Origin of the sequence: Paenibacillus sp. FSL M7-1455 (genome assembly GCF_038004655.1) — a bacterium.
Lineage (GTDB): Bacteria > Bacillota > Bacilli > Paenibacillales > Paenibacillaceae > Paenibacillus_AQ > Paenibacillus_AQ cookii.
This window is the reverse complement of record NZ_JBBORO010000001.1, coordinates 1,933,596-1,960,566: the sequence shown is the minus strand read 5'-3', so window position 1 is coordinate 1,960,566 and position 26,971 is coordinate 1,933,596. Positions and strand designations below refer to the sequence as shown.

At 55.8% G+C, this 26,971-nt stretch carries 22 protein-coding genes; 6 read left to right on the top strand and 16 right to left on the bottom strand.

What is annotated here, in order from left to right; all coding sequences use genetic code 11:
- Positions 1 to 91 precede the first annotated feature (91 nt).
- The 7 genes from nrdG to NYE48_RS08990 all read right to left on the bottom strand — a co-directional run bounded on the left by nrdG (position 92) and on the right by NYE48_RS08990 (position 6,731).
- Positions 92 to 661, bottom strand: coding sequence for an anaerobic ribonucleoside-triphosphate reductase activating protein (gene nrdG, locus NYE48_RS09020; RefSeq protein ID WP_340998164.1), 570 nt, complete (start codon positions 659 to 661; stop codon positions 92 to 94).
- Positions 662 to 676: 15 nt separating this feature from the next.
- Positions 677 to 2,539 (bottom strand): anaerobic ribonucleoside triphosphate reductase, encoded by a 1,863-nt coding sequence (locus NYE48_RS09015; protein WP_445323955.1) that lies wholly within the window; start codon positions 2,537 to 2,539, stop codon positions 677 to 679.
- A 116-nt stretch (positions 2,540 to 2,655) separates the two neighbouring features.
- The gene (locus NYE48_RS09010; protein ID WP_340998161.1) at positions 2,656 to 3,594 is read right to left on the bottom strand and encodes a GNAT family N-acetyltransferase; all 939 of its coding nucleotides are present in this window, start codon (positions 3,592 to 3,594) and stop codon (positions 2,656 to 2,658) included.
- Positions 3,595 to 3,774: 180 nt separating this feature from the next.
- Positions 3,775 to 4,335 (bottom strand): GNAT family N-acetyltransferase, encoded by a 561-nt coding sequence (locus NYE48_RS09005; RefSeq protein ID WP_246537292.1) that lies wholly within the window; start codon positions 4,333 to 4,335, stop codon positions 3,775 to 3,777.
- On the bottom strand, positions 4,332 to 4,793 hold the full coding sequence (locus NYE48_RS09000; RefSeq protein WP_340998155.1) for a DinB family protein: 462 nt from the start codon (positions 4,791 to 4,793) through the stop codon (positions 4,332 to 4,334). Before NYE48_RS09000 ends, NYE48_RS09005 begins: the two co-directional genes overlap by 4 nt.
- A gap of 239 nt (positions 4,794 to 5,032) precedes the next feature.
- Complete coding sequence (locus tag NYE48_RS08995; RefSeq protein ID WP_340998153.1) at positions 5,033 to 5,845, bottom strand: ABC transporter permease subunit; 813 nt, start codon at positions 5,843 to 5,845, stop codon at positions 5,033 to 5,035.
- Between the two features lies 1 nt (position 5,846).
- Positions 5,847 to 6,731 carry an ABC transporter ATP-binding protein gene (locus NYE48_RS08990; RefSeq protein WP_340998151.1) on the bottom strand — a complete coding sequence of 295 codons (885 nt, stop codon included), beginning with the start codon at positions 6,729 to 6,731 and terminating at the stop codon, positions 5,847 to 5,849.
- Between the two features lie 168 nt (positions 6,732 to 6,899).
- Here NYE48_RS08990 and NYE48_RS08985 point away from each other — a divergent pair, with 168 nt between their 5' ends.
- Positions 6,900 to 7,502 carry a TetR/AcrR family transcriptional regulator gene (locus tag NYE48_RS08985; protein ID WP_340998149.1) on the top strand — a complete coding sequence of 201 codons (603 nt, stop codon included), beginning with the start codon at positions 6,900 to 6,902 and terminating at the stop codon, positions 7,500 to 7,502.
- 131 nt (positions 7,503 to 7,633) lie between these two features.
- Positions 7,634 to 9,496, top strand: a complete 1,863-nt coding sequence (locus tag NYE48_RS08980; RefSeq protein ID WP_212950875.1) for an LTA synthase family protein — start codon at positions 7,634 to 7,636, stop codon at positions 9,494 to 9,496.
- 156 nt (positions 9,497 to 9,652) lie between these two features.
- Here NYE48_RS08980 and NYE48_RS08975 read toward each other — a convergent pair whose 3' ends face one another.
- The 8 genes from NYE48_RS08975 to NYE48_RS08940 form a co-directional block, all read right to left on the bottom strand.
- A complete protein-coding gene (locus NYE48_RS08975; RefSeq protein WP_036711728.1) occupies positions 9,653 to 10,414 on the bottom strand; it encodes a DeoR/GlpR family DNA-binding transcription regulator in 762 nt (253 codons plus the stop codon).
- 117 nt (positions 10,415 to 10,531) lie between these two features.
- Complete coding sequence (locus NYE48_RS08970; RefSeq protein ID WP_036711723.1) at positions 10,532 to 11,257, bottom strand: LutC/YkgG family protein; 726 nt, start codon at positions 11,255 to 11,257, stop codon at positions 10,532 to 10,534.
- 2 nt (positions 11,258 to 11,259) lie between these two features.
- The gene (locus NYE48_RS08965; protein WP_340998147.1) at positions 11,260 to 12,759 is read right to left on the bottom strand and encodes a LutB/LldF family L-lactate oxidation iron-sulfur protein; all 1,500 of its coding nucleotides are present in this window, start codon (positions 12,757 to 12,759) and stop codon (positions 11,260 to 11,262) included.
- On the bottom strand, positions 12,737 to 13,486 hold the full coding sequence (locus tag NYE48_RS08960) for a (Fe-S)-binding protein (RefSeq protein ID WP_036711716.1): 750 nt from the start codon (positions 13,484 to 13,486) through the stop codon (positions 12,737 to 12,739). The genes NYE48_RS08965 and NYE48_RS08960 overlap by 23 nt, the downstream gene beginning before the upstream one ends.
- Before the next feature lie 177 nt (positions 13,487 to 13,663).
- Entirely contained in the window at positions 13,664 to 15,730 is a 2,067-nt protein-coding gene (locus NYE48_RS08955; RefSeq protein WP_339321436.1) for a bifunctional aldolase/short-chain dehydrogenase, read from the bottom strand.
- Positions 15,731 to 16,319: 589 nt separating this feature from the next.
- Positions 16,320 to 17,591 (bottom strand): MFS transporter, encoded by a 1,272-nt coding sequence (locus tag NYE48_RS08950; protein ID WP_340998145.1) that lies wholly within the window; start codon positions 17,589 to 17,591, stop codon positions 16,320 to 16,322.
- Positions 17,592 to 17,714: 123 nt separating this feature from the next.
- Entirely contained in the window at positions 17,715 to 20,069 is a 2,355-nt protein-coding gene (helD, locus tag NYE48_RS08945) for an RNA polymerase recycling motor HelD (RefSeq protein ID WP_340998143.1), read from the bottom strand.
- A gap of 200 nt (positions 20,070 to 20,269) precedes the next feature.
- Positions 20,270 to 22,087, bottom strand: coding sequence for an adenine deaminase (locus tag NYE48_RS08940; RefSeq protein ID WP_246536999.1), 1,818 nt, complete (start codon positions 22,085 to 22,087; stop codon positions 20,270 to 20,272).
- Positions 22,088 to 22,280: 193 nt separating this feature from the next.
- On the opposite strand from NYE48_RS08940, the gene NYE48_RS08935 reads away from it, so the two are divergent.
- From NYE48_RS08935 to NYE48_RS08925, 3 genes are read left to right on the top strand one after another with little or no spacing between them, the layout of a single operon-like run.
- Positions 22,281 to 23,216 carry a D-alanyl-D-alanine carboxypeptidase family protein gene (locus NYE48_RS08935; RefSeq protein ID WP_052147083.1) on the top strand — a complete coding sequence of 312 codons (936 nt, stop codon included), beginning with the start codon at positions 22,281 to 22,283 and terminating at the stop codon, positions 23,214 to 23,216.
- A gap of 31 nt (positions 23,217 to 23,247) precedes the next feature.
- Entirely contained in the window at positions 23,248 to 23,946 is a 699-nt protein-coding gene (locus NYE48_RS08930) for a response regulator transcription factor (protein WP_036711714.1), read from the top strand.
- Complete coding sequence (locus tag NYE48_RS08925; protein ID WP_340998141.1) at positions 23,939 to 25,042, top strand: sensor histidine kinase; 1,104 nt, start codon at positions 23,939 to 23,941, stop codon at positions 25,040 to 25,042. Before NYE48_RS08930 ends, NYE48_RS08925 begins: the two co-directional genes overlap by 8 nt.
- Before the next feature lie 95 nt (positions 25,043 to 25,137).
- Here NYE48_RS08925 and NYE48_RS08920 read toward each other — a convergent pair whose 3' ends face one another.
- Positions 25,138 to 26,190: an FUSC family protein gene (locus tag NYE48_RS08920; protein ID WP_340998140.1), complete on the bottom strand. Its 1,053-nt coding sequence runs from the start codon at positions 26,188 to 26,190 to the stop codon at positions 25,138 to 25,140.
- 230 nt (positions 26,191 to 26,420) lie between these two features.
- On the opposite strand from NYE48_RS08920, the gene NYE48_RS08915 reads away from it, so the two are divergent.
- A complete protein-coding gene (locus tag NYE48_RS08915; protein ID WP_036711710.1) occupies positions 26,421 to 26,921 on the top strand; it encodes a hypothetical protein in 501 nt (166 codons plus the stop codon).
- Positions 26,922 to 26,971 lie beyond the last annotated feature (50 nt).

Here is a 26,971-nt window from a genome sequence, read left to right as displayed (position 1 = left end):
TTAAGACAGGTGCTGCGTGTCATGTTTAAGTTAAGTATCCTGGTGCTTTCAAGAATGAATATTAAAACATTCTTCCGGGGGCGTCAATGAGTTACGTTACCAGAATAAAGGATGTCCCGCCCGGCGGATCCAGCGGGTAGATCTCTTTCCAACCACCGCCGCTCCGTTCCCAAATCCGCTGGTTTCGGCTCCCTCTGAACGGAACGGACAAATCCCGCTGCCGAAGGTCGAAACGTCCGTCGACCAGCACGTCGCAGCAGGCAAGAAGTTCCCGTTTATGGCTGTCGCCGCTTGCAAGCAGCTCTTCGAGCGTATAGCCGGTATACGCCCAAATATGCTTCCCTTTGCGCCGCAGCTCCCGGGCGGCCAGGCTCATCCCCCGCGCCTGCAGGAACGGGTCGCCTCCCGACAGCGTGATGTCCGTCAGCGGGTTGCCCGCGGCTTCGCGTACGAGCTCGGCGACGCTCCACCGTTGGCCGCTGCGCAAACGCCAGGATTCCGGGTTATGGCAGCCCGGGCAGCGGTGCGGACAGCCCGCGCAAAAAATGACGGTGCGAAGCCCCTCCCCGTCCACGACGCTGTCATGAATAACGTCCATGATCCATACGTATTCCGCAGGGTTTGGAAGAGCCGCCGAGGAGTCATTCGGATGTTTGCCCATCTCGCCTCACGCTCCTTATCTCCCGTGTTTCAGGCGGTCGGCTTCCTCCGCCCGCTTGGCCGAATTCCATTTGTCCATGTCGCCTACCAGATAGCCGGTAATCCGCCGAATCCGTTCGACCTGGGCGCCGTCGCATGCCGGGCAGCGATCGTCGATGATGCCGCTGAATCCGCATGTTTTGCAGCGGTCCACCGGGTGGTTGATCGAACCGTAGCCGATCCGGTTGTCCGCCATGCACCGCACGATCCGATCCAGCGCGGCCGCGTTGTGAATGACCGATCCGTCCACTTCGACGTACGTAATGTGACCCGCGTTGCAGAGCTCGTGATACGGCGCTTCCAAGCGGATTTTATCCGCCGCCCTGATCGGAAAATAAACGGGAATATGGAACGAATTCGTGTAATAGTCCCGGTCGGTAACGCCGGGTATGGCGCCGAACGCGATCCGGTCCTTTTTCACGAATTTCCCCGACAAACCTTCCGCAGGAGTCGCGATCAGCGTAAAATTCAAGCCGCTGTCCTTCGTTTCGCGGTCCATCCGTTCACGCATGCGGCGGATGATCCGAAGCCCCTGCCGCTGAACCTCCTCGCTTTGTCCGTGATGGCGGCCGAAAAGCGCCGTCAAAGCTTCGGCCAAGCCGATGAAACCGACGCTCAGCGTCCCCTGCTTCAGCACGTCGCCAAGCCGGTCGTGAGGCTGGAGGTGCTCCCCGCCCCTCCATACGCCTTGCGAATATAAAAAACGGAAATTCCCGGCCCGCCGGCCTGCCTGGTACCGGAAGCGCTCATGAAGCTGGCGTACCGCCACGTCCATCGCTTCGTCAAGCCGGCGGTCAAACTCTTCCGGACCTGCGGACAAAAGGGCAAGTTTGACCAGATTGACCGTCGTAAACGACAAATTGCCGCGGCCGATGGCGGTTTCCTCCCCGTTCACGTTCCCCATCACGCGCGTCCGGCAGCCCATGTAGCAGACTTCGCTTTCCTTCGTTCCCCGGTCGTAGGCTTTGTTGAACGGCGAATCGAGAAACGCGAAGTTCGGGAACAGCCGGCGGGCGGTCGTTTCCAGCGCGAGCCGGTACAAGTCGTAGTTCGGATCCCCCGGCTGAAAGTTCACTCCTGACTTCACCTTGAAGATCTGGATCGGAAAAATCGGCGTTTCTCCGTGCCCGAGACCCCGCTGGGTCGCCAGCAGCAGCTGCTTGATCAGCATTCTGCCGCATTCGGACGTGTCCGTCCCGTAATTGACCGATATGAAGGGAACCTGGCCGCCGCCCCGCGAATGCATCGAATTGGCATTGTGGATGAACGCCTCGCAGGCCTGGTACACATCCCGTTCGGTCATGCTCCAAGCTTCGCGCTCCCGGTCGAAATCGTCTTGGAGCGGCAACTCCCGCAGCAAGCGGAGCTTTTTCTCGAAGGTTTTGCGCACGTACGGCGCAAGGTCGGCGTCAAACATCGGGAAAGCTTGTCCGCCGTGCTGCTGGTTCTGGTTGGCCTGCAAAATGATCGAAGCCAGCGCCATGGCGCTTTTGATGTCCTGCGGCTCGCGCATATGGCCATGGCCGGTATTGAACCCGCCCCGGAGCAGCTTGCCGAGCGGAATTTGGCAGCAGGTCGTCGTTCCCGAGGCATAAAAATCAAGATCATGCGGATAAATCAAATTTTGTTCGATCGCTTCCTTGGCCTCCGGCGACAATAAATGTTCGGCAGCGTACATTTTGGCGCTTTCGCTGGCAAATTTGCTCATCAGCCCCATGGGCGACTTTCCGTCCACGTTCGCGTTTTCCTGAAGCAAATCCGGGTTGCCGTCTTGCAGCATATCGTCAAAGGAACGCCAGAGACGATCGGCCGGATCCTTGATGAGATCATTCATTTCCACTTCCTCCTTAAGGCGCAAAATGGGATGGCTAATCCACCCGACACCATATATAGTATTTAATTCGAAAATCAAACACTATATCTATTGTCACACCCCGGAGAAAAGCTATTTCTGCTTTACCTGTCAAACGTCATCGCTGGCCAAAACAAGGGGCCCGGCATAAAGCCCAACCGATGGCATAACGATTCGAGCGGATGGCCGTGCGCGATGCGGGCGCGGAGCATCGGCTCCCCGCGATGCGCCAAAGCGGTCAAAGCCCGCCTCAGCATATTTGTCGCGACCCCTTTGCCTCTAAAACCCGGCCTTACGGCCAGCGCTTCGATCACCGGACAGCCCTCCGAGTACCCGATCAAACAAACGCCGATCAAAGCATGCGTTGCACGGTCATACGCTGCGCCCGAGGCTTCCAGCACGGCTTCCGGGCTTTGGGCGGCAAATTCCCGAAGCCGAAGCAGCGTCTCCGGAAAAGACACGGCGCCTCTCTCTCCGCTCTCCCCGCCCTGGGCATGCTTAAACAAAAACAGCCCGGCTTCGCGCTCCAGCTTCAGCCTCGTTTCCCCGGAATCGCACGCGGTTTCCGCCCGGCGCCAAATCATCTCGGGATGCTCGCCTTCGAATACGGCCGTCGGACGCCGCATCCACCGGAATCTGCATGGGTCCGGCCGAAAGCCGGCCCGAATATAGTTGTCGGCGTCGCCGTCCGGGACCTCCATTGCCTGGATCGGCAGCCCGTTGCCGCCTTGCCGCCGCAATGTTTGCGCGATCAGCCGAATCACCTCGGCCCCCCCTTCAAAAGGCGGAACCGTAAAAAAATACCGGAATGCCCAAGGCGACAGGGCCAGCCCGCCGACAACGGTCTGATCTTTGACGAGCCAAAAAGGCTCATCGCCCCCGGAGAGGAAATTTTCCTTCTCCCGGCATCGGAAAGCGATCGTCGCCTGATGATAATAAACGTGAACGTACCGCTCCCATTCCGGGGCATCCGCCCGGCATAAATGAAGCGACTCCGTCAGCTTGAGCGTAGACGCCTTTTTCAGCCATGTCTTGCGATCCATACCCAACGAACCTCCTTCTGCCTTCCGAAAGAAAGCTTCCCTACTAGATTACGTTCCGCATGACCGGTTTCATGCCATTTGGCCGCCGAACCCTCTAATTCTTTGCCGCCGGTTCGCCTGAAACGGCAAAAGGGCCGCACCCTTGTTTGTCTCGATTGGAGACCAAGGATGCAGCCCTCGCTATGTAACTGTTTTTTCGTTCCGGCCGTCCAGTTCGATCAGCCAGCAGTCGCGGTACGCCCCTTCATGCCGTTCATGCCGAGGCAGCAGCTTTTTCCGCACGAACCCGCATTTCTCGTAAACGCGAAGCGCGCGGGTATTCCAGGTTTGCGGGTCCATGACGATCCGGTCGGCCTTCATCTCGCCAAGCAAATATTTCGCCATGGCCCGGATCAGCATCGTACCGATTCCGCGGTTCCAGTAGTCCGGCTCGCCGATAAACTGGTCCATCCCGAAAATGTTCTCCTGCGATCCGGCATAACCGTAAAGTTCCCGTTCTTCCCCATCGATCTCGTAATACTGGATATAGCCGATCGGTCGGTTCCCGTACGACACGATGTTTCGGACGATACCGCTATCCTCGGCGTAGAAGTGCTTTTGCACCCGATCCAGGTCATGGGGCTGATCCCGGCCTTCGTAAAATTCCAGCACGCGCGGGTCGCTGAGCCATGCCGCCAGCAGCGCGGCGTCTTCCTCCGCCAAGGGCCTGACCGAAAGCTCTCCTTCGCGGAACAGCATCATGCGAAACTCGCCAAATATGTATGGATTTGAGCCATGTGATGGCGGTCATGTTCGTAAAAATCAAGCAAATATTCGTCCACCGACAGCTTATCTTCATGTCTATGGCCGAATTCGGATTCCGGAATGCCCTCGATGACCTCGACCAGCTGCCTGCGCGCTTCCACGGTTTGCCGGATCAAATCCTGCTTGCTCTGGGTCAGCCCGTAAGCCGCGGCGTCGCGGTTGAACTCGTTGAAATCGAGCGGCTTCAGCGTCATCGGCCGATGCTCCGCCATGGGCCGTAACGCGTTTTCCAGAAAGTACCGGTCCCACAGCATCATATGGCTGATGATGTCGCGCGGCGACCATTTGCCTTCCGCGATCGGCCCCGCCCACTGCTCTTCGCTCAAACGCTCCAGCGATTCGGCGAACCGGATCAGCCCGGCGAAAGCTTCCAGTTTCTCCTGCTTCGTATTCATCGAAATATCCTCCTTACAAAGAAATGGTTGATTCCTTTCCTGATCATACCATTGAATCCGGAACCAAGCAAGAACATTTGTTTGGTTTTTGGCATGCCAAAGGTTAATGATGGAAGAGATATCCGAAAAATTCGGGGATAACGGAAAAACGGGCGCACCGTATCGCAAGATCCGAATGGAACGCCTCCGACGCCGCCGCCGCCCGCTTCTCCTGTCACGTGCTTCATCCCCCGCTCGAATTACAGCAGCAAATTTCTTTTTCTGAACCAAACGATCCCGGCCGCAAAACCGGCGAAGCCGACCGCCAGCAAAATGAGGACGACCGGCGTCAAATGAACCGTTCCATTGACGATATCCGCGGTGTCAAATAAAGAAAACAAGGAAACATGCTGCATCCAGGAAAGCTTGTCGCTGATTTTGCCCGCCAAATTCAAGCTGAAAAACCCGAATACGATGAACCCGGAGATGCTAAGCGCCCTTTTTTCGTCATTCGCAACCGCGGACACCAAAAAGCTGATGCCGCAAACCGCAAAAAACAGCAGGAACGCGCCCAGATTCAGCAGCAAAAACCTTCCGGAGTCGAGCTCGCCGACATCCCCGATAAACAAGGCATACCCGCCGTATCCGGCAAGCGTCGTAACGAGCGAAATGATGAATAATCCCGTCAGCAGGACCACGGCCTGCGTAAGAGCCACCTTGATCCGGGTCGTGGGCGCGGCCAGCAAGTAGGCCATCGAGCCTTGATCGACGAGACGGGCCATCAGTTGGGTGGAAGTCGTGATGCTGAAAATGGACAAGATCAGCACGAACAGCAGCCCGTAATATTCGCCGGAAATAAACGACTCGACGCTGCCGAACCCGTTTTCGAGGCTGAACGCCTTGCTTACTCCCTCCGGCATCGCCGCGATGAGCGCATTGAGGTTTTCCGTTTGCGTGGCCATGCTCGGGTAAACCCAAAACATGAGCAAAATATAAAAAGCCGAACCAAACGCGTAACTCGTCATCGTCCGCAGATGATTTTTGAGCATTTGCCCATACAGCGCCGCATTCATGTCAGTTGCCCCCCTTCCGGTCGTAATAATCCATAAAAATGTCCTCCAGGTTTTGCGAAGCCACGTCGATGCTGCGGATCCGGTATTTCGCCGTTTCCTGGACGAACCGGTTATAATCCCCCTGTACCGCGACGCGCACCCGGTTATCTTTGCAGGATTCGATTTTCAGGCCGCTGGCAAGGAACGCATCCCAGTCCCCGGCATCCTCGAAGGAGACCTCGAACAGCTTCCGCTGCTCGGCCTGGAGTTCATGGATGTTTTTTACGGCGATAAGCTTCCCGTCCTTGATAATGGCCGCCCGGTCGCAAGTCCGCTCGATTTCCGGAAAGCTGTGCGAGGACATCAAAAACGTCGTCCCTTTGGCCTTTTCCTCCAGAACAAGCTCGATGAACACCCTTTGCATCAGCGGATCCAGGCCTGAGGTCGGTTCGTCCAATACGATCACCTCGGGTTCATGCATAAAAGCGGCCACGATGCCTACCTTCTGCTTCATGCCCTTGGACATCTTCCGGATCGGCGTGCGGTCATCGAACTGCAGCCGCTCCACGAGCTCGGCCCTGCGCTTCGGATCCACCCCGCCCCGCAGCCTCGACATGAAATCCAGAAAGGTTTTCCCCGTCATGCCCTCCATAAAGGCAATTTCTCCGGGCAAATATCCGACCAGCCTTTGAAATTTTCCTTGATCTTTCCACGTATCAAAATCCCGTATCCGCACGGTTCCCTGTGCCGGTTTCATAAAACCCATGATGTGGCGGATCGTCGTCGATTTGCCCGCCCCGTTCGGACCAAGAAAGCCGAACACTTCCCCTTTTTCCACGGTGAAGGAAATATCGAATATCCCTTTCCCCCCTGGAAATACCTTCGTTACATGTGACACCGTAAGCATAGCCAGCGCCTCCCGCTCGGGAATGAAATTATGAAATATTATATCCAGAATATTTCACAACCAGATCATACGCCGGAATGATATCCCCGTCAATAGAGTTATGAAATATTTTTGTGTTATAATTTCATTATTATGCGGCGAAAGCCGGAAAATGGAGCTGATACAAACGTGAACGGCTTTGAACGAAGAGCACAGCAGATTAAAAACCGCATTAAAGAGACGACATTAAAGATGCTCGCCTCCTGCAGCCCCAAGCAAATCCGCATCGCGGACATCGCCGGGGAAGCCGGCGTTTCCCAGGTGACGATCTATAATTATTTCGGCAGCAAGGAAGCCCTGATCCGGGAAGTATTCCGGGATTACGCCCAAGGCGCCATAGATGAATTCGAATCCGTCGTCCGCGGGAACTCCACGTTGAAGGAAAAGATCGAATACATCATTTTGCAAAAGAAACAAAACTCCCACACCTTCCATCCTTCCGTCCTCGCGGAATTGATGCAGGAGGATCCGGAAATCCGGGAGATCGTCCGCCGGAAATACGAGGAGCAAGGTTTGCCGCTCATGGCGGAACTGGTCGGCAAAGCAAAGGCAAACGGGGAAATTTCGGACGGCATATCGGTCGAAACGGTCATTTTGTATTTGAACATGCTTAACGATTCAGCCGCGCGCATGCTCGAATCGATGCAATACGGCGAAGATCAGGACAAATTCATCGAGGAAATGGTGCATGTGTTTTTTTATGGCATATGTGGTCCCAAGCCCCAAAATTGATTAACAGAACGTAAATTGTATGTTAATTTAGTATTTTCATCGTGTAAAAAAACTTATATAGTATTGGTTAACAAGCATTCAGGAAAAAATTAACAGACGCCATGAAAGGAGCCGGAATGATAGACTTTTCCATGCGATCATCGAAACCAAAAACGCCCGTCGTCGGGATCTTCATTCTTTTGCTGCTGAAGCTTTTGCTTTTGCGCTATTTTTTCTTCCACGAGATCATGTGGAGCCGGATCGCGGCCGATGCCGCTTCGCTGCTGGTTCTTCTGTCCCTGCTGGAGCTCGTCGTCCCTTCGAAAGCGAAGGGGATCGTGTACTGGATCTTCAATGTGCTGTGCTCGCTGATCTTTTTTGCCTCGGCGGTGTACTTCCAGCATTTCAACACCGTTCCGACGTATACAGCCCTTTCCGAGCTGAAGCAGGTCGGCGGGATCAAGGACAGCGTGCAGTCGACCATCCAAACGGCGAACTACCTCTTTTTTGCCGATATCGTCGTCATGACGCTGGTATGGATCGCCGGCAGGCTGATGGGGCGAAAGCCGAGCATGTCCGCACCTTTGCGCAAAAGATGGCCGGCGGTCGTCGGCGTGGTCGCCCTTTGCGCGACGGCATGGTTTATCGCCAAAGACCGGGGCATCACGAACGAAGTGCTCCAAGCGGAGCATCTCGGTTTTTTTAATTACCAGGTAGCCGCAGGACTCAAAGCCAAGGAAGAAGCCGTCGCCGTCGCTTCCGGCAATATCAAGGATACGGTCAAGAAAATCGAATCGAAGGAAGCCATGTTCAAATATCAGGACCATCCGCAAGCGCAGCCGAAATTTTTCGGGGCAGCCAAAGGCAAAAACGTCATCGTCATTCAGATGGAGGCTTTCCAAAACTTCCCGGTCCATCTGTCTCTAAACGGCCAGGAGCTGACGCCGGTGCTGAACGGCCTTTCCAAGGACGGCTTCTATTTCTCGCGGGTATTCCAGCAGATCGGCCAAGGCAATACCTCCGATGCGGAATTCATGAGCAACACCTCGATTTATCCGACGGCGGCCGTGGCCATGTCGACGGGTTACGGCGACCGCGTGCTTCCAAGCATGCCGCGCCTGCTCGAAAAAAGAAATTACGAATCGGCCACGTTCCATGTGAACGACGTCAAATTCTGGGACCGGGACAAGCTGTACCCGGCCTTGAAGTTTACCCATTACTACGACAAGCCGTATTATAAAAACGACCATTTTAACGAATTTGGCGCTTCGGACGAGGAATTGTACAAATTCGGCATCCAAACGCTCTCCAAGCTTCATCGGGAGAAAAAACCTTTTTACGCGCAGTTCGTGACGGTGTCCAGCCATTTTCCGTTCAACGTGCCCGAGGACCGGATGAAAATCGGCATCCCGGATGCCTTGAAAGGGACGCAGCTCGGCAATTACTTGGCTGCCGTCAATTACACGGATTACGCGATCGGAACCTTGATCGACCAATTGAAGCAAAACGGCATGTGGGACGACACCGTCCTGGTCATCTACGGCGATCATTTCGGCCTGCAGCCGCAGGATAACGATCCGGCGATGATCAGCCAGGCGCTTGGCATCAAATACGATCCGCGCGTCACCCGGTTCAACATCCCGCTCCTGATCCGCGTGCCCGGCGTGCAGGGACAGGAAGTGAAGCAGGTCGGGGGGCAGGTGGACATCATGCCGACGCTAGCCAACCTCCTCGGCATCTCGCTGAAGGAAGAAAACTTTACCGCGTTCGGCCACGATTTGCTGAACATCGACCATAACATCGTCGGCAGCCGATATTATTTGCCGACGGGTTCCTTCTTTAACGACGACATTTTGTACGTCCCGGGCAAAACGTTCGAGGACGGCAGCGCGACCGATTTGGATACGCTTGAACCCGTCGCCGATTTCGCCAAGTACAAACCAGATTACGACTATAACCTGTCGCAAATGAAATTGTCCGACGAATACGTCAAGCTGCTGCCGAAACGGGAATAACGGCGATGCATTCCTTACCTTTTTACGGCAGCGCAAAAAACACGGGCATCCGATTTGAAGGATGCCCGTGTTTTTTAATGGAAGCCGGGCTGCGCGAAGAACGCCCAACAGGCGTTTTTTACGCAGCCTTTCGTTTGTATGCAATCCTGGAGCCGCTTACTCCGCGACGATCAGCTCGATCCCTTTTTCCCGCAGTAGCTTGGCATCGGCGCTTTCGATCTGGCTGTCCGTAATGACCGCATCGATCTCTTCCCATCCGGCCACATGCGTAAAAGCCTGCACGCCGATTTTGCTGGCGTCGGCCAATAAATACACGCTGGCGGCCTGCTTGATCAGCTTATGCTTGACCATGGCCTGCAGTTCGTTCGATTCGCTGATGCCCCGCTCCGGGTGCACCCCTTTGCACGAAACGAACGCTTTTTCGACGTAATAGGCCTCCAGGCTGCGCTCAGCCATCGGACCGACATATGAAAGGGATCTTGCCGCCAAAATGCCGCCGGTCGAGATCACCTCGATTTTTTCCTTCGACGACAGCTCCAGCGCTACCTTGATCGAATTCGTCAGCACCGTCAGCGGAACATCCGGCAGGATCGATGCCATGTACCATGCCGTCGAGCTGGCGTCCAGCGCGATCCGGTCATGCGGTTCGATCCGGGCGACTGCCGCTTTGGCGATGCGCTTTTTCTCTTCCTGATGCATGACTTCCCGCTCGAAATACGGGGTTTCGGCCTGCGTCTCCTTGACGCTCACCGCCCCGCCGTGGCTGCGCCGAAGCTTGCCCTGCTGCTCCAGACGGTCCAAATCGCGGCGGATCGTTTCTTCCGTGACCCCGCACAGCTCGCTGAGCTCGGATACCCGGATGCTGCCTCTTTCGTTGACGAGGCTTACGATTTTATCGTATCTTTCCGCAACTAACATAGCTACCCTCTTTCATCGCCGGCCTTCCCGCCAGCCAGAATCACAACGTGGAATGTTCATGAAAACAAAACCTATTATACCAAATCTCAGGATGCAGGCGCATGTCCCGCTACAGGTCTATCCGACGATCAGCGCATAGGCCGCGCCCGGGCCGTGCACGCCGATCGTGAGGTCGTTTTCGATGTCCGACGACCGGCTTGGTCCGGAAATAAAATGGACTCCGGCAGGGAAACGTTCGGCCGGGATGCTTGCGACCCGGCTCATCGCCTCGCCGAGCCGGGTGTACATGCGTTCCGCCGGGATAACGGCAATAAGCACGTTCGGCAGCAGCGATACCGAGCGGCCTTTGTCCGCGGAGGACGCCACGACGATCGTGCCGGTATAAGCCGCCGCATGATCCGCGAGGACGATGCCCACGTCCGCCTGCTCGCAAATGTTCAGGGAGCCTTCGGGATCCCGGCCGTTCCAGGCATGATGCGAAAGCTCCGGCAGGACGCTCTCCAGCTGCAGGTTTGCCAGCTCCGGCAGGTTTTGCCGGATCGTCGACCGCGCCTGCCGCTCTTTGGCGATGCGGGCGATGACCTCAGGCACGCCCGACATGGACGCGATTCGCTCGGGATAACCGCCTGCAGCCCGCCAATTGTCCATAAAACGACCGATTTTCTCTTCGGTCCCCAGCTCATAGGAGGCCCAAAAATCCGGCGCCCCCCGGTACGGATGCACCGGAGCCGGACCGGCGGCCGGTCTTCCCAGCCTGTTTGCGATGTTGCCGATAAACCGCTTTTCCGCCTCCCGCGATTCGCGGTCTAATCGGGCAAGAAATTCCGGATCGGATTTGGCCATGTTTAATGCCCTCCCTTCGCCCGCGACTGAACGATCTTTTCCATGCGGGACTTCATTTCATCCGTCATCGGCTTGAACGACGTTTCGGCCTCCGCCGTCACTTTCGTCCACTGCTCCCGGAACGATTTTTTAGGCAGCGCCGGAATATGCCGGTATGCCGTCCAGCCGCCGAGCGGGCCGATCCTGGATTTGATGACTCCGCCGCGAACCAGCAGCTTTTGGCCCAGCTGCCCTGCTTTTACCGCCCTCTCGAACCAGGCATGGCTGCCCATCAGCATTTTGAAGCCTCTCATCGCCATTTTTTCGCCGGGCGCGGTCACCCCTCGTTCCACTTTCCGGTTGCGAAGGTACACGAGCATGTCGTGAAGCGGGATTTTGACGGGACAGGCTTCGTAACAGGCGCCGCACAGGCTGGACGCATTGGCGATGTCATGCCACTCCTCCGCATTTTTGTTGAGCGCCGGGGTCAGCACCGCACCGATCGGGCCGCTGTAGGTTCCCGGATAAGAATGGCCCCCGATATGCCGGTACACCGGGCAAGCGTTCAAGCAGGCGCCGCAGCGGATGCAGTTGAGCAGCTCCTGGAAATCCGGGTCCCCGAGCTGCAGCGACCTGCCGTTGTCGACGATGATGACATGCATTTCCTCCGGACCGTCCCCGTCCTCCGTCCGCTTGGGTCCCGTAATGCCGGACATGTACATGGTCATTTTCTGGCCGGTCGCCGATCTCGGCAGCAGCGTGGCCATCACCTCCAGATCGTCCCATGTCGGAATCAGACGTTCCATGCCCATCAGCGTGATCTGGATTTTAGGCACCGTGCTGACCATGCGGGCGTTGCCTTCGTTTTCGAAAATGACGACGGTCCCCGTTTCGGCGATGCCGAAATTGCAGCCCGTCAGCCCGATGTCCGCCTCAAGGAATTTGTCGCGCAGCTTGCGTCTCGCAAAACCTGCGAGCACCTGCGTCTCGGGCGGCAGCGTCTCCCCGGCTTCCTTCGACAGCAGCTCCGCGATTTGGCGGCGGTTTTTGTGAATGGCCGGAATAATGATATGGGACGGCGGTTCGTTGGCCAGCTGGATGATGTATTCGCCCAAATCGCTTTCGATCGACTCGATGCCGATCTGTTCGAAAGCCTCGTTGATGTGGACCTCCTCGGACACCATCGACTTGGATTTGACGACCGATTTCGCGCCCCGGTGTTTCGCGATGTCCATGGCGATCCGTGCCGCATCCTTCCCCTCCGGCGCAAAATGCACGTGGACGCCTTGGGCGCGGGCATTTTCGATGAACCGGCTCAAATAATAATCCAGATGGGCAACCGTGTGGGCCCGGATTTGCCGGCCGCGCTCCCGCCATTCCTCCCAGTTGCCGTGTTCGGCCGTCGCCGCTTTTTTGCCGTTTTTCAGCCTTTCCGTCGTAAATTTGACGGCATCGATTAGAAATTCGTCTTGGAGGGCGGTTCTCGCGCGCTCCTTGACGTTAGACCCCTGCGGTTTGCTCACGGTTCCTCACCCCTTCGTACAGCAGTTCGGCCAGATGCATCACGCGGACCGGCTTCCCCTGGAATTTCAGGTTGCCGCCGATGTTCAGCAGGCAGCCCATGTCCAGGCCGACGAGCACCTCGGCTTCCGTCTCCAGCACATGCTGGCTTTTTTCTTCGACCATCGCCCCGGAAATTTCGCTCATCTTGACGGCAAACGTCCCGCCAAAACCGCAGCAGTCTTCGGCATAAGGAAGCGGAACGTATTCCATGCCTTCGACATGGCTCATCAGCTCCATCGGCTCGTCCTTGATCCCCAGCAGACGCGTGCCGTGGCAGGAAGGATGGTAGGTAACCTTATGCGGAAAATACGCCCCGACATCCGTCACGCCCAGCACCTGGACGAGGAATTGGGTAAATTCGTACGTCTTTTCTTGAAGCCGGCGGCTTTTTTCAAGCAGTGCGGCGTCGTGTTCGAACAGCTTCGGATAATAATGATGGATCATGCCCGTGCACGAGCCCGAAGGCGCAATCACGAAATCGCTGTCGTCAAACGCTTCCAAAATCGTTTTGGCCGAAGCTTTTGCTTCGTCCCAATAACCGCTGTTGAAGGCCGGCTGGCCGCAGCAGGTCTGCACCTTCGGAAAATCCAGCCTGACGCCGTAGCGGGCAAGCAGCTGCGACATCGCTTCGCCGATCGGCGGAAACAGCGCATCGCTGATGCAGGTAATAAAAAGCGACACTTTCATCCTAGCATTCTCCTCCTTTGCGCTAAGCGCAACATTCGAGCCGGCCCATGGCCCGGATAGAAAATCAATCCCCACATGCCCGGGGACGAGGCGTGTACGGCGCTCTTTTCGGACATGGCGGGGATTGCGTTGTTCATGGGATCAAAAGATAATCGTGAGCCGGGCGCAAACCGGGAATCAGCGCGTGAACGCGGCAGGCACCCCGCCGTCGATCGTCAGCATGCAGCCCGTCGTTTTTTCGGCTTTCGACGATGCGAAGAAGGCGATGCCTTCCGCCACGTCCTTCGGATAAATGTTGACGAGCAGCGTCGTTCTCTTCCGGTAATGCTCTTCCAGCTGGTCCGGTTCGATGCCGTAAGCCGCGGCGCGCTCGTTGCGCCAGTTCGAATTCCAGATCGCGGAGCCCTGCAGGATCGCGTCCGGCAAAATCGTGTTGACGCGGATGCCATGCTCCCCGCCCTCGGCGGCGATGCAGCGTGCCAGATGCGCTTCAAGCGCTTTGACCGAGCTGTAGGCCGTCACGTTTTTGCCTGCGTAAACGGAGTTTTTCGAGCCGACGAAAATCATGCTGCCGCCGAGCCCCTGCTCTTTCATTTGCTTGAACGCCTCGCGTGCCACAAGGAAATACCCCGTGCCCAGCACGTTCATGTTCAGGTTCCATTCCTTGAGCGACGTTTCGTCGAACGGGCTCGAAGTCGCCAGCCCCGCATTGTTGACGATAATATCCACGCCGCCGTATGCCAGCGCCGTTTCGCCCAACGCCGCGATCACCATTTCTTCGCTGGTAACGTCCATTTTCACGGCTTTGGCCCGTCCTTCGCCATACTGCGCGTTGATCTCGGCCGCAACCTTCTCGGCTCCTTCAAGATTGAGGTCGGCCAAAACGACGTGAGCCCCTTCGGAAACGAGGCGCCGCGCCGTTTCGCTGCCGATGCCGCCGGCGCCGCCGGTGATGAAGGCGACTTTGCGGGAAAATTCCGCTTCGGCCGGAGCCAACGTCAGCTTATACAGCTCAAGCGGCCAATATTCCACGTTATAGGATTCGTTTTCGTTCAGCGACACGAATTCGCCCAGCGCCGTTGCGCCTTTCATGACGGCAATCGCGCGGTGGTACAGCGCGCCGCTGACGCCGGCCATCGCCACGCTTTTTCCCGTGTTCACCATGCCGATCCCCGGGATGAGGATCACGCGCGGAGCCGCTTCGAACATGACGTCGCCCTCGTGTTTGTTCCGTTCGAAATAAGCTTTATATTCCTCTTTATAGGCTTCGATTCCGCTGCGAACGGCTTCCTTCAGTCCGGCTGCCCCGGTGGACGGCGCCCATTCGACGTACAGCGGAACGCGTTTCGTATGCACCAGATGGTCCGGGCAAGCTGCGCCGACTTGGGAAAGCTCTTTGGCGTTTTTGCTGTTGACGAACTGAAGCACGTCGTCCCCGTCATCGTACGTGCAGATCATTTTTTTGCCGTCGCTGACCGCGCCGCGAATGACCGGCATCACTTCCGCGAGGATGGCTTTGCGCTCCTCTTCCGGCAGCGTTTCCGCTTGGCGTCCGCCAAACACCCGATCCTCTTGAATCCGTTCGTTGATGTAGCTTTCGGCTTTTTGGATCATCGCGATCGTTTGGTTGTAGCACGCTTCCGACGTTTCGCCCCAAGTGACGAGGCCGTGTTTTTCCATTAGCACGAGCTGGGCGTTCGGGTTGTTTTTGACGCCTTCGGCGATCATTTTCGATAACGTGAAGCCCGGACGGATGTACGGCACCCACACGAAGGTATCCCCGTAAATTTCTTTCGCGATTTCTTTGCCGTTATCCGCGCAGCACAGGCTGATGATGGCGTCCGGATGGGTATGGTCCACGTGCGGGTAAGGCAGGAATGCGTGCAGCAGCGTTTCGATCGAAGCTCTCGGATGTTTGCTGTCGATCATGCAGTGGGACAAATATGCGACCATTTCCTCGTCCGGCATTTCGTCGCGTTCGATCAGCGGCCGGATATCCTCAAGCCGAAGTCCCGTAAAATGCTGGGCTTTCATCGTCGCCAGGTCGGAGCCGCTGCCCTTCACCCACATGACCTCCACGTCTCGGCCGCGAAAATCCTTTTCCACCGTTTTCAGCGACGTATTGCCGCCTCCCCAGTTGCATACGCTCCGGTCGCTGCCGATCAGGTTGGAGCGGTATACGAGCTCTTCCACGCCCGCTTTATGTTTGGATGCTTCTGCGTTATTCCAAAGACTTTGAACCATGAATGATGCCTCCCGTACCGAATTGTTTTGTTTTCATTTGTTTATGTTTGAATTGACTTGATTATAACAGATAATGTTTGTTTTGGCACCCATTTTTTTTGTTCTTATATTTGATTCATTCGCATAAACCGCAAAAACAAAAAAAGACGGAAACCGGAGTGCGGTTGCGTCTTTGAATGATGGGCAGCCTGTCTATGAACATAATCCGATCCGAAAACGTAATCCGAAACCGCATCCGAACCGCAAAAAGCCCCAAAATATCATTTTGGGGCCGTTCCATCGAACCGGATGTCCCTCCCTTGGAACGACGGGAGCCCGACCATCACTTGGGGCCGCGGGAAGAGTGCTGATTCGATGCATCATTCGTCCGTATCGGCATGGGATACCGCGTTGCACGGGTGCGTTTTCGTAGTTCCGCCGGTTGTCGTCCATGACGCGGGCCGGCTCCCGGCCAAGGTTAGGGCGGCGTTCCACGGCCGCCTTACACGGCAAGACGCGGAACAAATGGCGCAAGGGACGGGGACATCACTATATTGTATAAGGCGGCGCCTGAAGACATGACAATCTTTTTGCGTTTTTTTCGCAGAGCTTACCTGGCCTTGGCCCGTTTTACGGCCATGCCTGGGGATGGCTTGAATTTGCGTTCCGTCGGGTTATCGGTCTTATTTTCCTCCGGTTTGACCGCAAACAGCGTCAGCAATCCCCCGACCGCGCCCACCGCAGCCATGACGCCGAACAAAACCCAGTGGTTAGTTTTCATGAGAAGGGAAACGGCCGGCGGGCCCAAGGACACCCCGATGAAACGCATGCTGCTGTAGAGGGAAGTGATGGTTCCGCGCTGCTTCTCGTCGATGCCTTCGGTGATCAGCGCATCCATGCACGGCAGGACCGTGCCGATTCCGGCTCCGCATAACGAAAAAAACGCGACGACGAAAATGATTTGGTCGCTGAAGCCGGTAATGACCAGGCATACGGTCAGTACGGCCATGCCGCAGAATCCCGTCCATTTCATCCGCTTCTTGTTTTTCCCGATGACTTTGCCGGCCACAAACGACGCAAGGCAAAGCACCGCAAGCGGAATCGCGAGCACCAGCCCTTTGATGACGCCGCCCAGTCCGTATTTGCTTTCAAGCGTTTCGGATAAATAAAACAGGACGCCGAACAAAATGAACATGCTGATGCCGCCGACCGCAAAAATGGCGTACAGCCATCTTCCCTTTTCGCGCAAAATGTCCTTTGTATCGCGAAGGAAGCTGCCAATCGAGTGGTCTTGATCATCCTTCTTTTTGGGCGGTTTGACGAAAAACAGAACCATCAGCAATGAAATCACGCATAAGACCGGGATGCTCAGAAACGGCAAATACCAGATCACGCTAGCCAAAGCCGCTCCCAGGATGGGGCTCAGTACTTTGCCGAAGGTATTGGAAGTTTCGATGATCCCCAGGCTTTTGCTGACGTCGTCCTCTTCCTTGAACATGTCTCCGACGAGCGGCAGCACGATCGGAAAAGCCCCGGCCGCTCCGATGCCCTGAAGGAAACGGCCGCCAAGGATAATCCAATAAGCCGCGAGCCCCTCCGTCATCCAAGCTGCCGCTCCGGAAAGCGCTCCACCGACGGCGGCAATGATCAAACTGGGGATGATGACGGTTTTCCGGCCGTAGCGGTCGGATAAATAACCCGCGATCGGAATCAGAAGGATGGCAACCACCGCGTAGACGGTAATCAGCATGCTGACCTGGAACGGACCGACATGGAGCTGCTGCGAAATTTGCGGCAAAATGGGAATCAGCATGGAGTTGCCGAGGGTCATGATTAAAGGAATGGAGGCTAAGGCCGCCAAATCCCATTTTTTGTCTTCCATGACTAAACCACCTTTTATGTTCGGTTACCAACTCGTTATATTGTGGTTTCTTTTGTCCGGAACTATGCAAAACCGCCGCCCCAAGCGGCAAACGCTGGGACGGCGGCATTTCGGTCAGCCTGTTTATGTTTCGACGACGTATTTATCCGGGTCCGCGTCCTGAATAAAGCGGCAAGGCTCGCCCAGGCTGAACATGCGGAGCTGATGCATCGCCCGCGTGCAGGCGGTATAAAACAGCTTGCGCTCGGATTCCCGGCTGTACGAGTCCGCCGAGGCGTCATAGATGACCACCGCGTCGAATTCCACGCCTTTGGCCAGATAGGACGGAATCACGAGGGTCCCCGTGACGAACGACGGCGTCGTTTTGGCGATTTTTTTCAGCGGAAGACGCTCTTTCAAAGCCTCGTAGACCTGCTCGCATTCCTCGGCCGTTTTGCATATGATCGCCGTATGTTCGTAGCCTTGGCTGTTCAGGTTTTGGATATGCCCGACGATGGCGCGGTGCAGCTCTTCCCTGCCGCCCGCCAGATGCAGCCGGGGTTTTTCCCCATGCCGGTTGAAAGGAATGATCGATTCGCCCCCCGGCATCATGCTTCGCGTGAATTCGACGATTTCAAGCGTCGAACGGTAGCTTCGCGTCAGGGAGATGACCTCGGTCGACTCCTCCCTGTACAGCTTTTTGAGCGATTCCAAGCTGCCTTCAAGCGCATCGGTATGCGCATAGATTCCCTGGTTCAGGTCCCCGAGCGCCGTCATCCGCGCACGCGGGAAGATCCGTTTGACGTATTCCAGCTGGAACGGGGAGTAATCCTGCACTTCATCGATGAAAACATGGCGGATGACGTTGTTGGTTTGGAACCCCTTCAGAAGATCCTGCAAATACAGATACGGGGTTACGTCTTCATAAGGAAGCCTTCCTTCGTTCATCTCCCCGACCGTCTGCCTGCCGATTTCCTCATATTCTTCCGGGAGCTTGCCGTCCGCGCTGACGCTTATGAACAAGTCCCGGTTCAGGAACAGCTCCTGATACATCGCCTTCACGTCCACGAACCGCATCCGCTTGATCCATTTCCGCACCGGCTTCAGCCACTCGTTGACGACCATTTTCGCAAGCAGGCTGCGTTCGCGGTCAAAGTCGTCGAAGGTTTCGCTTTTGGCCCCTTGCTTGCGGCGGACGCGCGTATATGCCTTCTGGTATTCGTCGGGGTCAAGCAGCTGAATTTGTTCGTCGACCCAGGGCTCCTTCCGTTCCTGCTTGGCGAACTGCGCAAGCTCCTTCAGCAGCCAATCCTTGAGCAGTTCCACGCGGTTGGCAAGACGGATCCCCGGGTCGAAGCCGTAAAATTTCTCCTGCATCGCCTGCTCGGAAACGATCAGGCGGCCTTTGAACCGGACCGGCTTGAATTTCATTCCGCTTTGCTCCAAGCGGTCCTTGTATCTCTGCATCGTGTCGAGGAACGCCGTAGACGATTTGTACGCGATCGACGCGCGTTTGACCTTCAGCCACGGACCTTCCTCGGCCTTCAAAATCGTCTCCATCTGCGAAAAGACGTCCTCCAGGTCGAAATCCCGGCCGAGCCGGTGCTCCAGATAAGCCTGGAAGGTGGTCTGCAGCATGTTCTCCTCCCCAAGTTCGGGCAGCACGGTCGAAACGTAGCTGTTGAACATCGGGTTCGGGGAAAACAGGATTACCTGGTCCGACTTTAGCGATTCCCGGTATTTATACAATAAATAGGCGACCCTTTGGAGCGCGGCCGAGGTCTTTCCGCTTCCGGCGGCACCCTGAACGATAAGCATCCGGCTTTTGTCGTTGCGGATCACCGCGTTTTGCTCCTTCTGGATCGTTGCCACGATGCTTTTCATCTGGTTGTCGGAAGAATGGCTGAGCACCTGCTGCAGCAGCTCGTCTCCGATGGTGACGCCGGTGTCGAACATGACCTTGATGCGTCCGTCGCGAATGACGAACTGGCGTTTAAGCTCCATTCGGCCGCTGATTTCGCCGCTTGGCGTCTCGTAGGAAGCCGGGCCGGGCGCCCAGTCGTAATAGAGGCTCGATACCGGGGCGCGCCAATCGTACACGAGGAACGTTTCCTGATCGTCGTCAAGGAACGAGGCGATGCCGAGATAGATTTTTTCCGTTCCCGTTTGTCCTTCTTCCTTAAAATCGATCCGTCCGAAATACGGCGATTTGACGAGCAGCCTCAGTTTCTTCAGCGTTTCCGAAGCCTGCAGGTGCGCCCGTTCGCGCTCGGACAACACTTGGGATTGCTGACGCAAGCTGGTGGACGTTTCTCCCAGATCGTCGGAACTGCTGAAATTGACCCGGACTTCGTCCCAGAAATCCTTGCGCAGCTCGACGACATCGCCCCGGACGACGCCTACGTCGGCCTCAAGCGCTTCTTTGCGGACGGCGATTTTCCGGGTAACCGAATCGACCCGCCGCTGTTCGTCCTGCCAATCCTGATCGTTCAAGTCCATGCCTGTCTTCATCCCCTTTATATATTTGACAATATCTTTCCCATATGTTAAAATGAAAAAGCAATCTCTGTGCATATCTCTCCATTTGTAGGGCCGTATGTTCTATTTTATCAAGAACCATCATGAAAATCAAACGTTTAAGGGGAGCCGATGGGCTCCCCTTTTTGAATGGCCGGAATCGATTCAACTCCGATTCGCGGTTACAGGAACAAAGGCACGATGTCGATGCCTTCCGCCGAAATTCGTACCAAGCCTTTATCCGACAAGCGAATTTCCGGGATGACCACCAGCGCCAGCAAAGACAAGGTCATAAACGCATTGTTCAGCGGGCAACCCGCCTGAAGGAGCGCTTGGCTGATCGCCTCGGACTCGCGGGCTACCGTTTCGAACGGCTTGTCCGACATAATGCCTCCTACCGTTAGCGGAAACTCCGTTACGCCTTCTTCGGTCCACATGACCACGCCGCCCTGCATTTCTGCGACCCGGTTGCCTGCGCGCGCCATCAACTCGTCGTCATTGCCGATGACCGTCAAGTTATGGCTGTCATGGGCGACCGTCATCGCAATCGCTGCCGGCTTCACGAACCCGATCCCTTTTACGATGCCCAGCGCGTGTCCGCCGCCTTTGCCATGGCGTTCAAACACCGCCATCTTGCACAGGTCGTCTTTCGGGTCGGGCAGCGCCTTTCCGTTTTTCACGTTCACCTCTACATGCCGTTCCAGGGTGTCCACATGGTTTTCGACGACTTCAATCGCCCGGGCCACGGCTATTCCGTCGGCGACAGGCGCCGCAATGGCAAAATCGTCCGCCGTCAGCGTCCGGTTCAGCTTGACGGTATGATATGCCGTCGCGGGAAGCTTATAGCGTTCCCAATCCGCGGTCATCCGGCCGTTCTCCGCCACGACCTGCCCCGCGGCAATCGTCATCGTCACGTTGACGTCCGCCAAATTCCCGTCCAGCAGGATGATGTCGGCATAGGCTCCCGGAATGATCGCCCCGATGTCCCGTGACAAACCGAATCTTTCGGCCGTGTTGATCGTGGCCATTTGGAAAGCCGTCACGGGTTTGACGCCCTGCGATATCGCATGCCGGACGACGAAGTTCATGTGACCTTCGTTCATCAGCGACTCGGAGCTGCGATCATCGGTAACCAGGATCATCCGCCGCGTGTCCAAACCGCCTTCGGTATGCGCTTTGATCGTTGCGGCCACGTCATGCCAAGCCGACCCTTGGCGCATTTTGGCGTACATGCCGAGCCGGACGCGTTCGATGACGTCTTCGGCGGTCACGCATTCGTGGTCGCCGTTCACCCCGCTGGCCGCGTATACCGGCAGACGCCAATCGTCCGATTTCCATGTGAAATGCCCGTCGGCGAATTTCCCCGCGGCCAGCGTCGCCTGGATCTCCCCGATCATCTTATCGTCGCCGTACACGACGCCCGGGAAATTCATCACTTCGCCGAGGCCGATCATGTCGTCTCCCCAGCCCAGCGCTTCGGCAACCTCTTCCGGCCCGATGAAAGCCCCCGTCGTTTCGAGGCCCGGATGCGTCGAAGGAACGCAGGACGCGACCTGCATATACGCCGCAAGCGGAGTGGATCTCGCTTCCTCCAGCATAAACCGGAGCCCGTCCAGTCCCAGCACGTTGGAAATTTCATGGGCATCGAAAAAACCTCCGGTCGTGCCAAGCGGCAGCACCGCCCGGGCAAACTCCGTCGCCGTCATTTGCGTGCTTTCGATATGGCAGTGGCCGTCGAGCAAACCCGGCGCCGCATATCTGCCTCCGCCGTCGATGACCTTCGTTTCTTCGCCGATCGTGTGGCTCACGTCCCGGCCTACGTATACGATGCGGGCGCCTCTTGCCGCGATCGACATGCCCGGAAGGATCTCGCCCGATACGACGTTCACCAAACGGATGTTTTGAATGACCAAAGTCGCTTCCAGATCGCCGCGGGCGGCGGCCACCAGCTCCGGCACGCATTCCGCGAAAGGGCGTCTTCCCCATGCTGTCTTTTTCAATGTAAACCCTCCATTTCTCTTTAACCAAACCTCAATCCAACGTAACGACCAATTCTCATCATCATACATCCGTCCGGAAGCAAAAATCAATTCTTTAAAAATCTTAAGATTTTCTTAGCCGGAGCTTAAACTGTCGCGGATAAGATGGAAATAATAAATTTGTGAAATACATAGTTAAGCGGGGTAGAGTGAAATGAAGGTTATCCGTAAGAAAAAAAAGAGAAAACACGTGCTTGCGCTGTCGCTGCTGTTTTTGGCGGCGCTGGCCGCTTCGGCGTCATCCCTCCGGTTTCCGACGTTCAAAATCGACGCTTCCGCGTCCGTGCTTATGGATGTAAAGACCGGAAAGGTATATTATGAACATAACGCATCGGCGGCGCTGCCGCCTGCTAGCATGTCGAAAATGATGACGGAACTGCTGGTGCTGAAAAACGTCAAGGAAGGGCGCCATTCCTGGAACGAAACCGTCACGGCCAGCCGGTATGCCGCCAACGTAACCGGGGCGGAGGTCGGGCTTAAGCCCGGGGAATCGCTCTCGCTACGGACGATGTTCGAGGCGATGGCCATCCATTCCGCCAACGACGCCGCCATTGCCCTCGCGGAGCATATCAGCGGAAGCGAGCAGGAATTCGTGAAACTCATGAACGAAACGGCCCGGGACATCGGATTATCGCGGCAAACCGTGTTCGGCAATGCGACCGGGTTATCTTCGCAGGATTTGCGCCCGTTCAAATCGGCGGCTTCGGAACGGGAAACGATGATGACGGCCAAGGATTTGGCCATCCTGACGCGTTACCTGATCCGGACTTATCCGGAGATTTTGGACGTTACCGCCAAAACGGAGCTGCACATTCCCGAGAAACGCATGACGCTGCATACGACCAACGCCATGCTTCCGGGCGAGGCTTTTGCTTACGGCGGCAACGACGGCTTTAAAACGGGCTATACCCAAAGGGCCGGCTACTGCTTTACGGGAACGGCCGAACGGGACGGAAAGCGGTTCGTCGCCGTCGTCATGGGAGCGCCCGATGCCGGAAAACGGTTTGAGGACGCCGCCAAAATGTTCAACTATGCCTTTGAAGGCGGCGGCATTCCCGTGGTCGGGAGATGGTTTGCATCAGCAGAATAATCCGTGAATTGTTGACTTGGAGGATCATGGAATGAGAAATATATTGGTCGTGGACGACGACAAGGAAATCGCGAATTTGATCTCTATTTATTTGAAGAACGAAGGGTTTAACATCCGCTGCGCCCATGACGGCGAGGAAGCGCTGAAACTGCTGAACGATCCGAACGAGGCGTTCGATCTCGTCATCCTCGACGTCATGATGCCGAAAATGAACGGGCTGGAGGTTTGCCGGCAGGTACGGGACACCGCCTCCGTCATCCCGATCCTGATGCTCAGCGCCAAAACGGAGGACATGGACAAAATTCTCGGCCTCATGACCGGGGCCGACGATTATATGATCAAGCCCTTTAATCCGCTGGAATTGACCGTTCGGGTCAAAACCCTCCTGCGCCGCACCTTTCAATACAACACGGACACGCGCAGCCAGGATGACGCCGTCCTGCGCATCCAGGACGTCGAAATCAACCGCAGCACTCACCGCGTCATCGCCGACGGCAACGACATCCAGCTGACCGGAAGGGAGTTCGACATTTTGAGCCTGCTTGCGTCGCATCCGGGGCGGGTGTTCAGCGCGGAGGAAATTTTCCAGCGGGTCTGGAAGGAAAAATATTATGTATCCAACAATACGGTCATGGTTCATATCAGCAATTTGCGGGACAAGCTGGAGAAGGAGCTCGGCTACAAGCTGATTCAAACCGTGTGGGGAGTAGGTTATAAAATCGATGCATAGTTTCTTTAATAAACTACAGTGGAAGATCATCCTGCTGTTCTTTTTCAGCCTTGGTTTGACGTTTGCCACGCTTTATGTAATGGTTCAGGTTCTGGATATAATATACCATCGGTATAGGCCCCAGCTGTACCCGCTTGTGCTCCGGATTATCAGCGTGAATCGCTACGTCGGTTTTTCGCTGTGGCAATCGGTTGTCGTTATCTTCCTTTTCATTTTTTACGTCATGCTGCTGAGCTGGGGAACGACGCGAAAATTGACCCGGATTATCCGCGGGGTGAAAAAAATGGCCGAGGGCCATTTGGATGAGCGGATTCCGGTGCGCTCGAGCGACGAAATCGGCATGCTTGCGGACCAGATCAACGCGATGGCCGAGCAGCTTCAGCTGTCCCTGGCGGAGGAGCGGATGGCGACGCAGGCGAAAAACGAGCTGATCACCAACGTATCCCATGATTTGCGGACGCCGCTCACGTCGATCATCGGTTATTTGCGGCTCATCGAGGAGGATAAATACAAAGACGAGGTCGAGCTGCGTTATTACGTCAATATCGCGTATGAAAAATCGAAGCGCATGAACCGGCTCGTCAACGACCTGTTCGATTATACCCGCATGGGCTTCGGGCAAATTCCGCTCAACCGCACCTCCATCGACCTGGTGCAGCTGGTTGGGCAATTGACGGCCGAATTTACGCTGCAGGTTCGGAACCATAAGATGGAGATCGAATGGTATCCGCCGCAGGAGAAGCTGATCGTCCACGGCGACGGCGATAAGTTGATGCAGGCCTTCGAGAACCTGATCACCAATGCGATCCGCTACGGCAAAGACGGCAAAAGAATCGAAATTCACGCCGCAAAGGAAAACGATCTGGCCGTCGTGCGAATCGTCAACTTCGGCGCTCCGATCCCTTCGATGGATCTGCCGTACATTTTCGACCGGTTTTACCGCGTGGAAAAATCCCGTTCGCTGGATACGGGGGGCGCGGGTCTCGGGCTCGCCATCGTCAAAAGCATTGTCGAACTCCACGAAGGAACCATTCTGGCGCTCAGCAATCCGCAGCAGACCGAGTTTATCGTCCGGCTTCCGCTTCAATCCCAATAAACGGCTTCATTTAAAAAGAGGCTTGTCTTGGAGAATCCCTTCTCCTTTGACAGCCTCTTTTTCTTACTGCGAACGATTCTTACGGCAAACGCCGCTTATTTTTTGAGCCAGGACAACCACAGCGCCTCATCGTCATCCGATTTGTGGTAATGCTCTACAAGCCGGTTCAGCCGTTCCAGCTGGTAGCCGTAATCGTACATGGTCGAAGCGACGATCGACAGGCGCAGCCGGCTTTCCGGCTGTTCCGCGGAATACCGGAGCACATCTTTCACGAATTCCTCGCTCTCCTGCAGCAATTGGCATGTTTCCACGCTGTTCGGCTTCAAATTATCCTCGAACTTCAGCAGCACGTGCTCATGGAGTTTGATCAGCTTTTCAAGCTGCGTATCGAACAAAACATCGGTTTCCTCCGAACGTTCCGATTGGAAATAATGCTCCTCCACCGCATCAAGCACTTCCCGCCCTTTCCGCAGCGCATTCAGCATTTGCTTGTATACCACCAGATGGCGGTTTTGGCTGAACGAAGCCCGTTTCATCTTCTTCTGCTCTTCTTCGAGCAGCTTGTATTTATCCGTCAACGATTTGATGGAATCTTCGAGCGCCCGCTTTTTGTCGCGGAAAATGTTTTCCTTGATCTCGTCGGAAATCGCCGTCCGCATCAGAAGCGACATCTGGTCGAAGGTCGTTTGGATCTGGGCGGTAAACTGCACTTTCGGCTTCGGCGGGAACAGCAGGATGTTGATCAAAAACGCCGACACGATCCCGATCAAACTAAGGGAAAAACGCGTCAAAGCAAATTGCCACTGGCCGGACGCTTCCATGACGACGATGACCGTGACGAGGGTCAAACCGATCGTATCCCCCATTTTGAGCTTCAAACAAATCATGATGACGATAATGCATACCAGTCCGACCGCGATCGGTTCGTTCGAAAACACCAGCCCCGCAATAAGAGCCAACACAGCGCCCAGCGTATTGGTCTGGAGCTGGTCCAAAAAATAACGCCAGGAACGGTAAATGGACGGCTGCATCGCAAAAATGGCTGCTACAGCCGCGATGACCGGCGAGGATAAATGCAGCCACATGCTGATGTATAATGCGAGCGTGACGGCGATTCCCGTCTTTAACATTCGCGCTCCGAATGTCACGGCTTCATCTCCTCCTCATTTTGAATCCGCAATTTGAATGATTTATACGATAAAAAACCGGTCCCTGTTTCATTTTTCCTCTATACGAAATGTTACCCGATGTTTTTGGTTCTGATGCAGCCCGCTTCCTCGGTCCTTGCCGCCAAAAAAGAAAGTATGTTTTTTCCAAAAAGGCCCATAATAAGTAGAGTCTTATGAAAGAATGACCATAACATCAAAGAGGTGACAAGATGAACCCGTTCAGAAAAACGATATTGGCAGGAGCCCTTTCCTGCATTTTGGCCGGAGGGGCTTTGTCCTTCGGGCATACAGCGGCGGCGGAGCAGGCGCAGACAACGCCCTCCGAGGTGAAACCCGGGACGGAAACCGAAAAACGCGATGGGGAGCATCACAGACGCCACGGGCACCACGGCCGCAAATTCGTATTGTTCAAGGACGCAGCCACCCTGCTGGATATGACCGAAACCGATTTGAAAAAGGAATGGAAGCAGGGCAAAACGCTCCAGCAAATCGCCAAAGAGAAAAAGAACTGGGATGCCGAAGTGTTCGTGCAGAAGCTCGCGGCCGTGCAAAGCGCCAAAATCGATAAGGCGGTAAAAGACGGCAAAATGACGAGCCAGCAGGCGGAGCAGCTGAAGAAAAAGCTTCCGGGCATGCTGAAACGCTTTACGCAGCATCAGTACCATCCGAGCCAGGAACGCCGGTTGCCGGCCGCCCACTCCGCGATTTGACTTTTTTGCGGCACAATAAAATCCTAACGGACTTCGTTAGGATTTTTTGT

What these genes read in the sequence shown, in the direction of transcription:
- nrdG (WP_340998164.1), bottom strand. Translation starts at nt 661, where the DNA reads ATGGGCAAACATCCGAATGACTCCTCGGCGGCTCTTCCAAACCCTGCG.
- NYE48_RS09010 (WP_340998161.1), bottom strand. Translation starts at nt 3,594, where the DNA reads ATGGATCGCAAGACATGGCTGAAAAAGGCGTCTACGCTCAAGCTGACG.
- NYE48_RS09005 (WP_246537292.1), bottom strand. Translation starts at nt 4,335, where the DNA reads ATGATGCTGTTCCGCGAAGGAGAGCTTTCGGTCAGGCCCTTGGCGGAG.
- NYE48_RS09000 (WP_340998155.1), bottom strand. Translation starts at nt 4,793, where the DNA reads ATGAATACGAAGCAGGAGAAACTGGAAGCTTTCGCCGGGCTGATCCGG.
- NYE48_RS08995 (WP_340998153.1), bottom strand. Translation starts at nt 5,845, where the DNA reads ATGAATGCGGCGCTGTATGGGCAAATGCTCAAAAATCATCTGCGGACG.
- NYE48_RS08990 (WP_340998151.1), bottom strand. Translation starts at nt 6,731, where the DNA reads ATGCTTACGGTGTCACATGTAACGAAGGTATTTCCAGGGGGGAAAGGG.
- NYE48_RS08980 (WP_212950875.1), top strand. Translation starts at nt 7,634, where the DNA reads ATGCGATCATCGAAACCAAAAACGCCCGTCGTCGGGATCTTCATTCTT.
- NYE48_RS08975 (WP_036711728.1), bottom strand. Translation starts at nt 10,414, where the DNA reads ATGTTAGTTGCGGAAAGATACGATAAAATCGTAAGCCTCGTCAACGAA.
- NYE48_RS08970 (WP_036711723.1), bottom strand. Translation starts at nt 11,257, where the DNA reads ATGGCCAAATCCGATCCGGAATTTCTTGCCCGATTAGACCGCGAATCG.
- NYE48_RS08960 (WP_036711716.1), bottom strand. Translation starts at nt 13,486, where the DNA reads ATGAAAGTGTCGCTTTTTATTACCTGCATCAGCGATGCGCTGTTTCCG.
- NYE48_RS08955 (WP_339321436.1), bottom strand. Translation starts at nt 15,730, where the DNA reads ATGGTTCAAAGTCTTTGGAATAACGCAGAAGCATCCAAACATAAAGCG.
- NYE48_RS08950 (WP_340998145.1), bottom strand. Translation starts at nt 17,591, where the DNA reads ATGGAAGACAAAAAATGGGATTTGGCGGCCTTAGCCTCCATTCCTTTA.
- helD (WP_340998143.1), bottom strand. Translation starts at nt 20,069, where the DNA reads ATGGACTTGAACGATCAGGATTGGCAGGACGAACAGCGGCGGGTCGAT.
- NYE48_RS08935 (WP_052147083.1), top strand. Translation starts at nt 22,281, where the DNA reads ATGAAGGTTATCCGTAAGAAAAAAAAGAGAAAACACGTGCTTGCGCTG.
- NYE48_RS08930 (WP_036711714.1), top strand. Translation starts at nt 23,248, where the DNA reads ATGAGAAATATATTGGTCGTGGACGACGACAAGGAAATCGCGAATTTG.
- NYE48_RS08925 (WP_340998141.1), top strand. Translation starts at nt 23,939, where the DNA reads ATGCATAGTTTCTTTAATAAACTACAGTGGAAGATCATCCTGCTGTTC.
- NYE48_RS08915 (WP_036711710.1), top strand. Translation starts at nt 26,421, where the DNA reads ATGAACCCGTTCAGAAAAACGATATTGGCAGGAGCCCTTTCCTGCATT.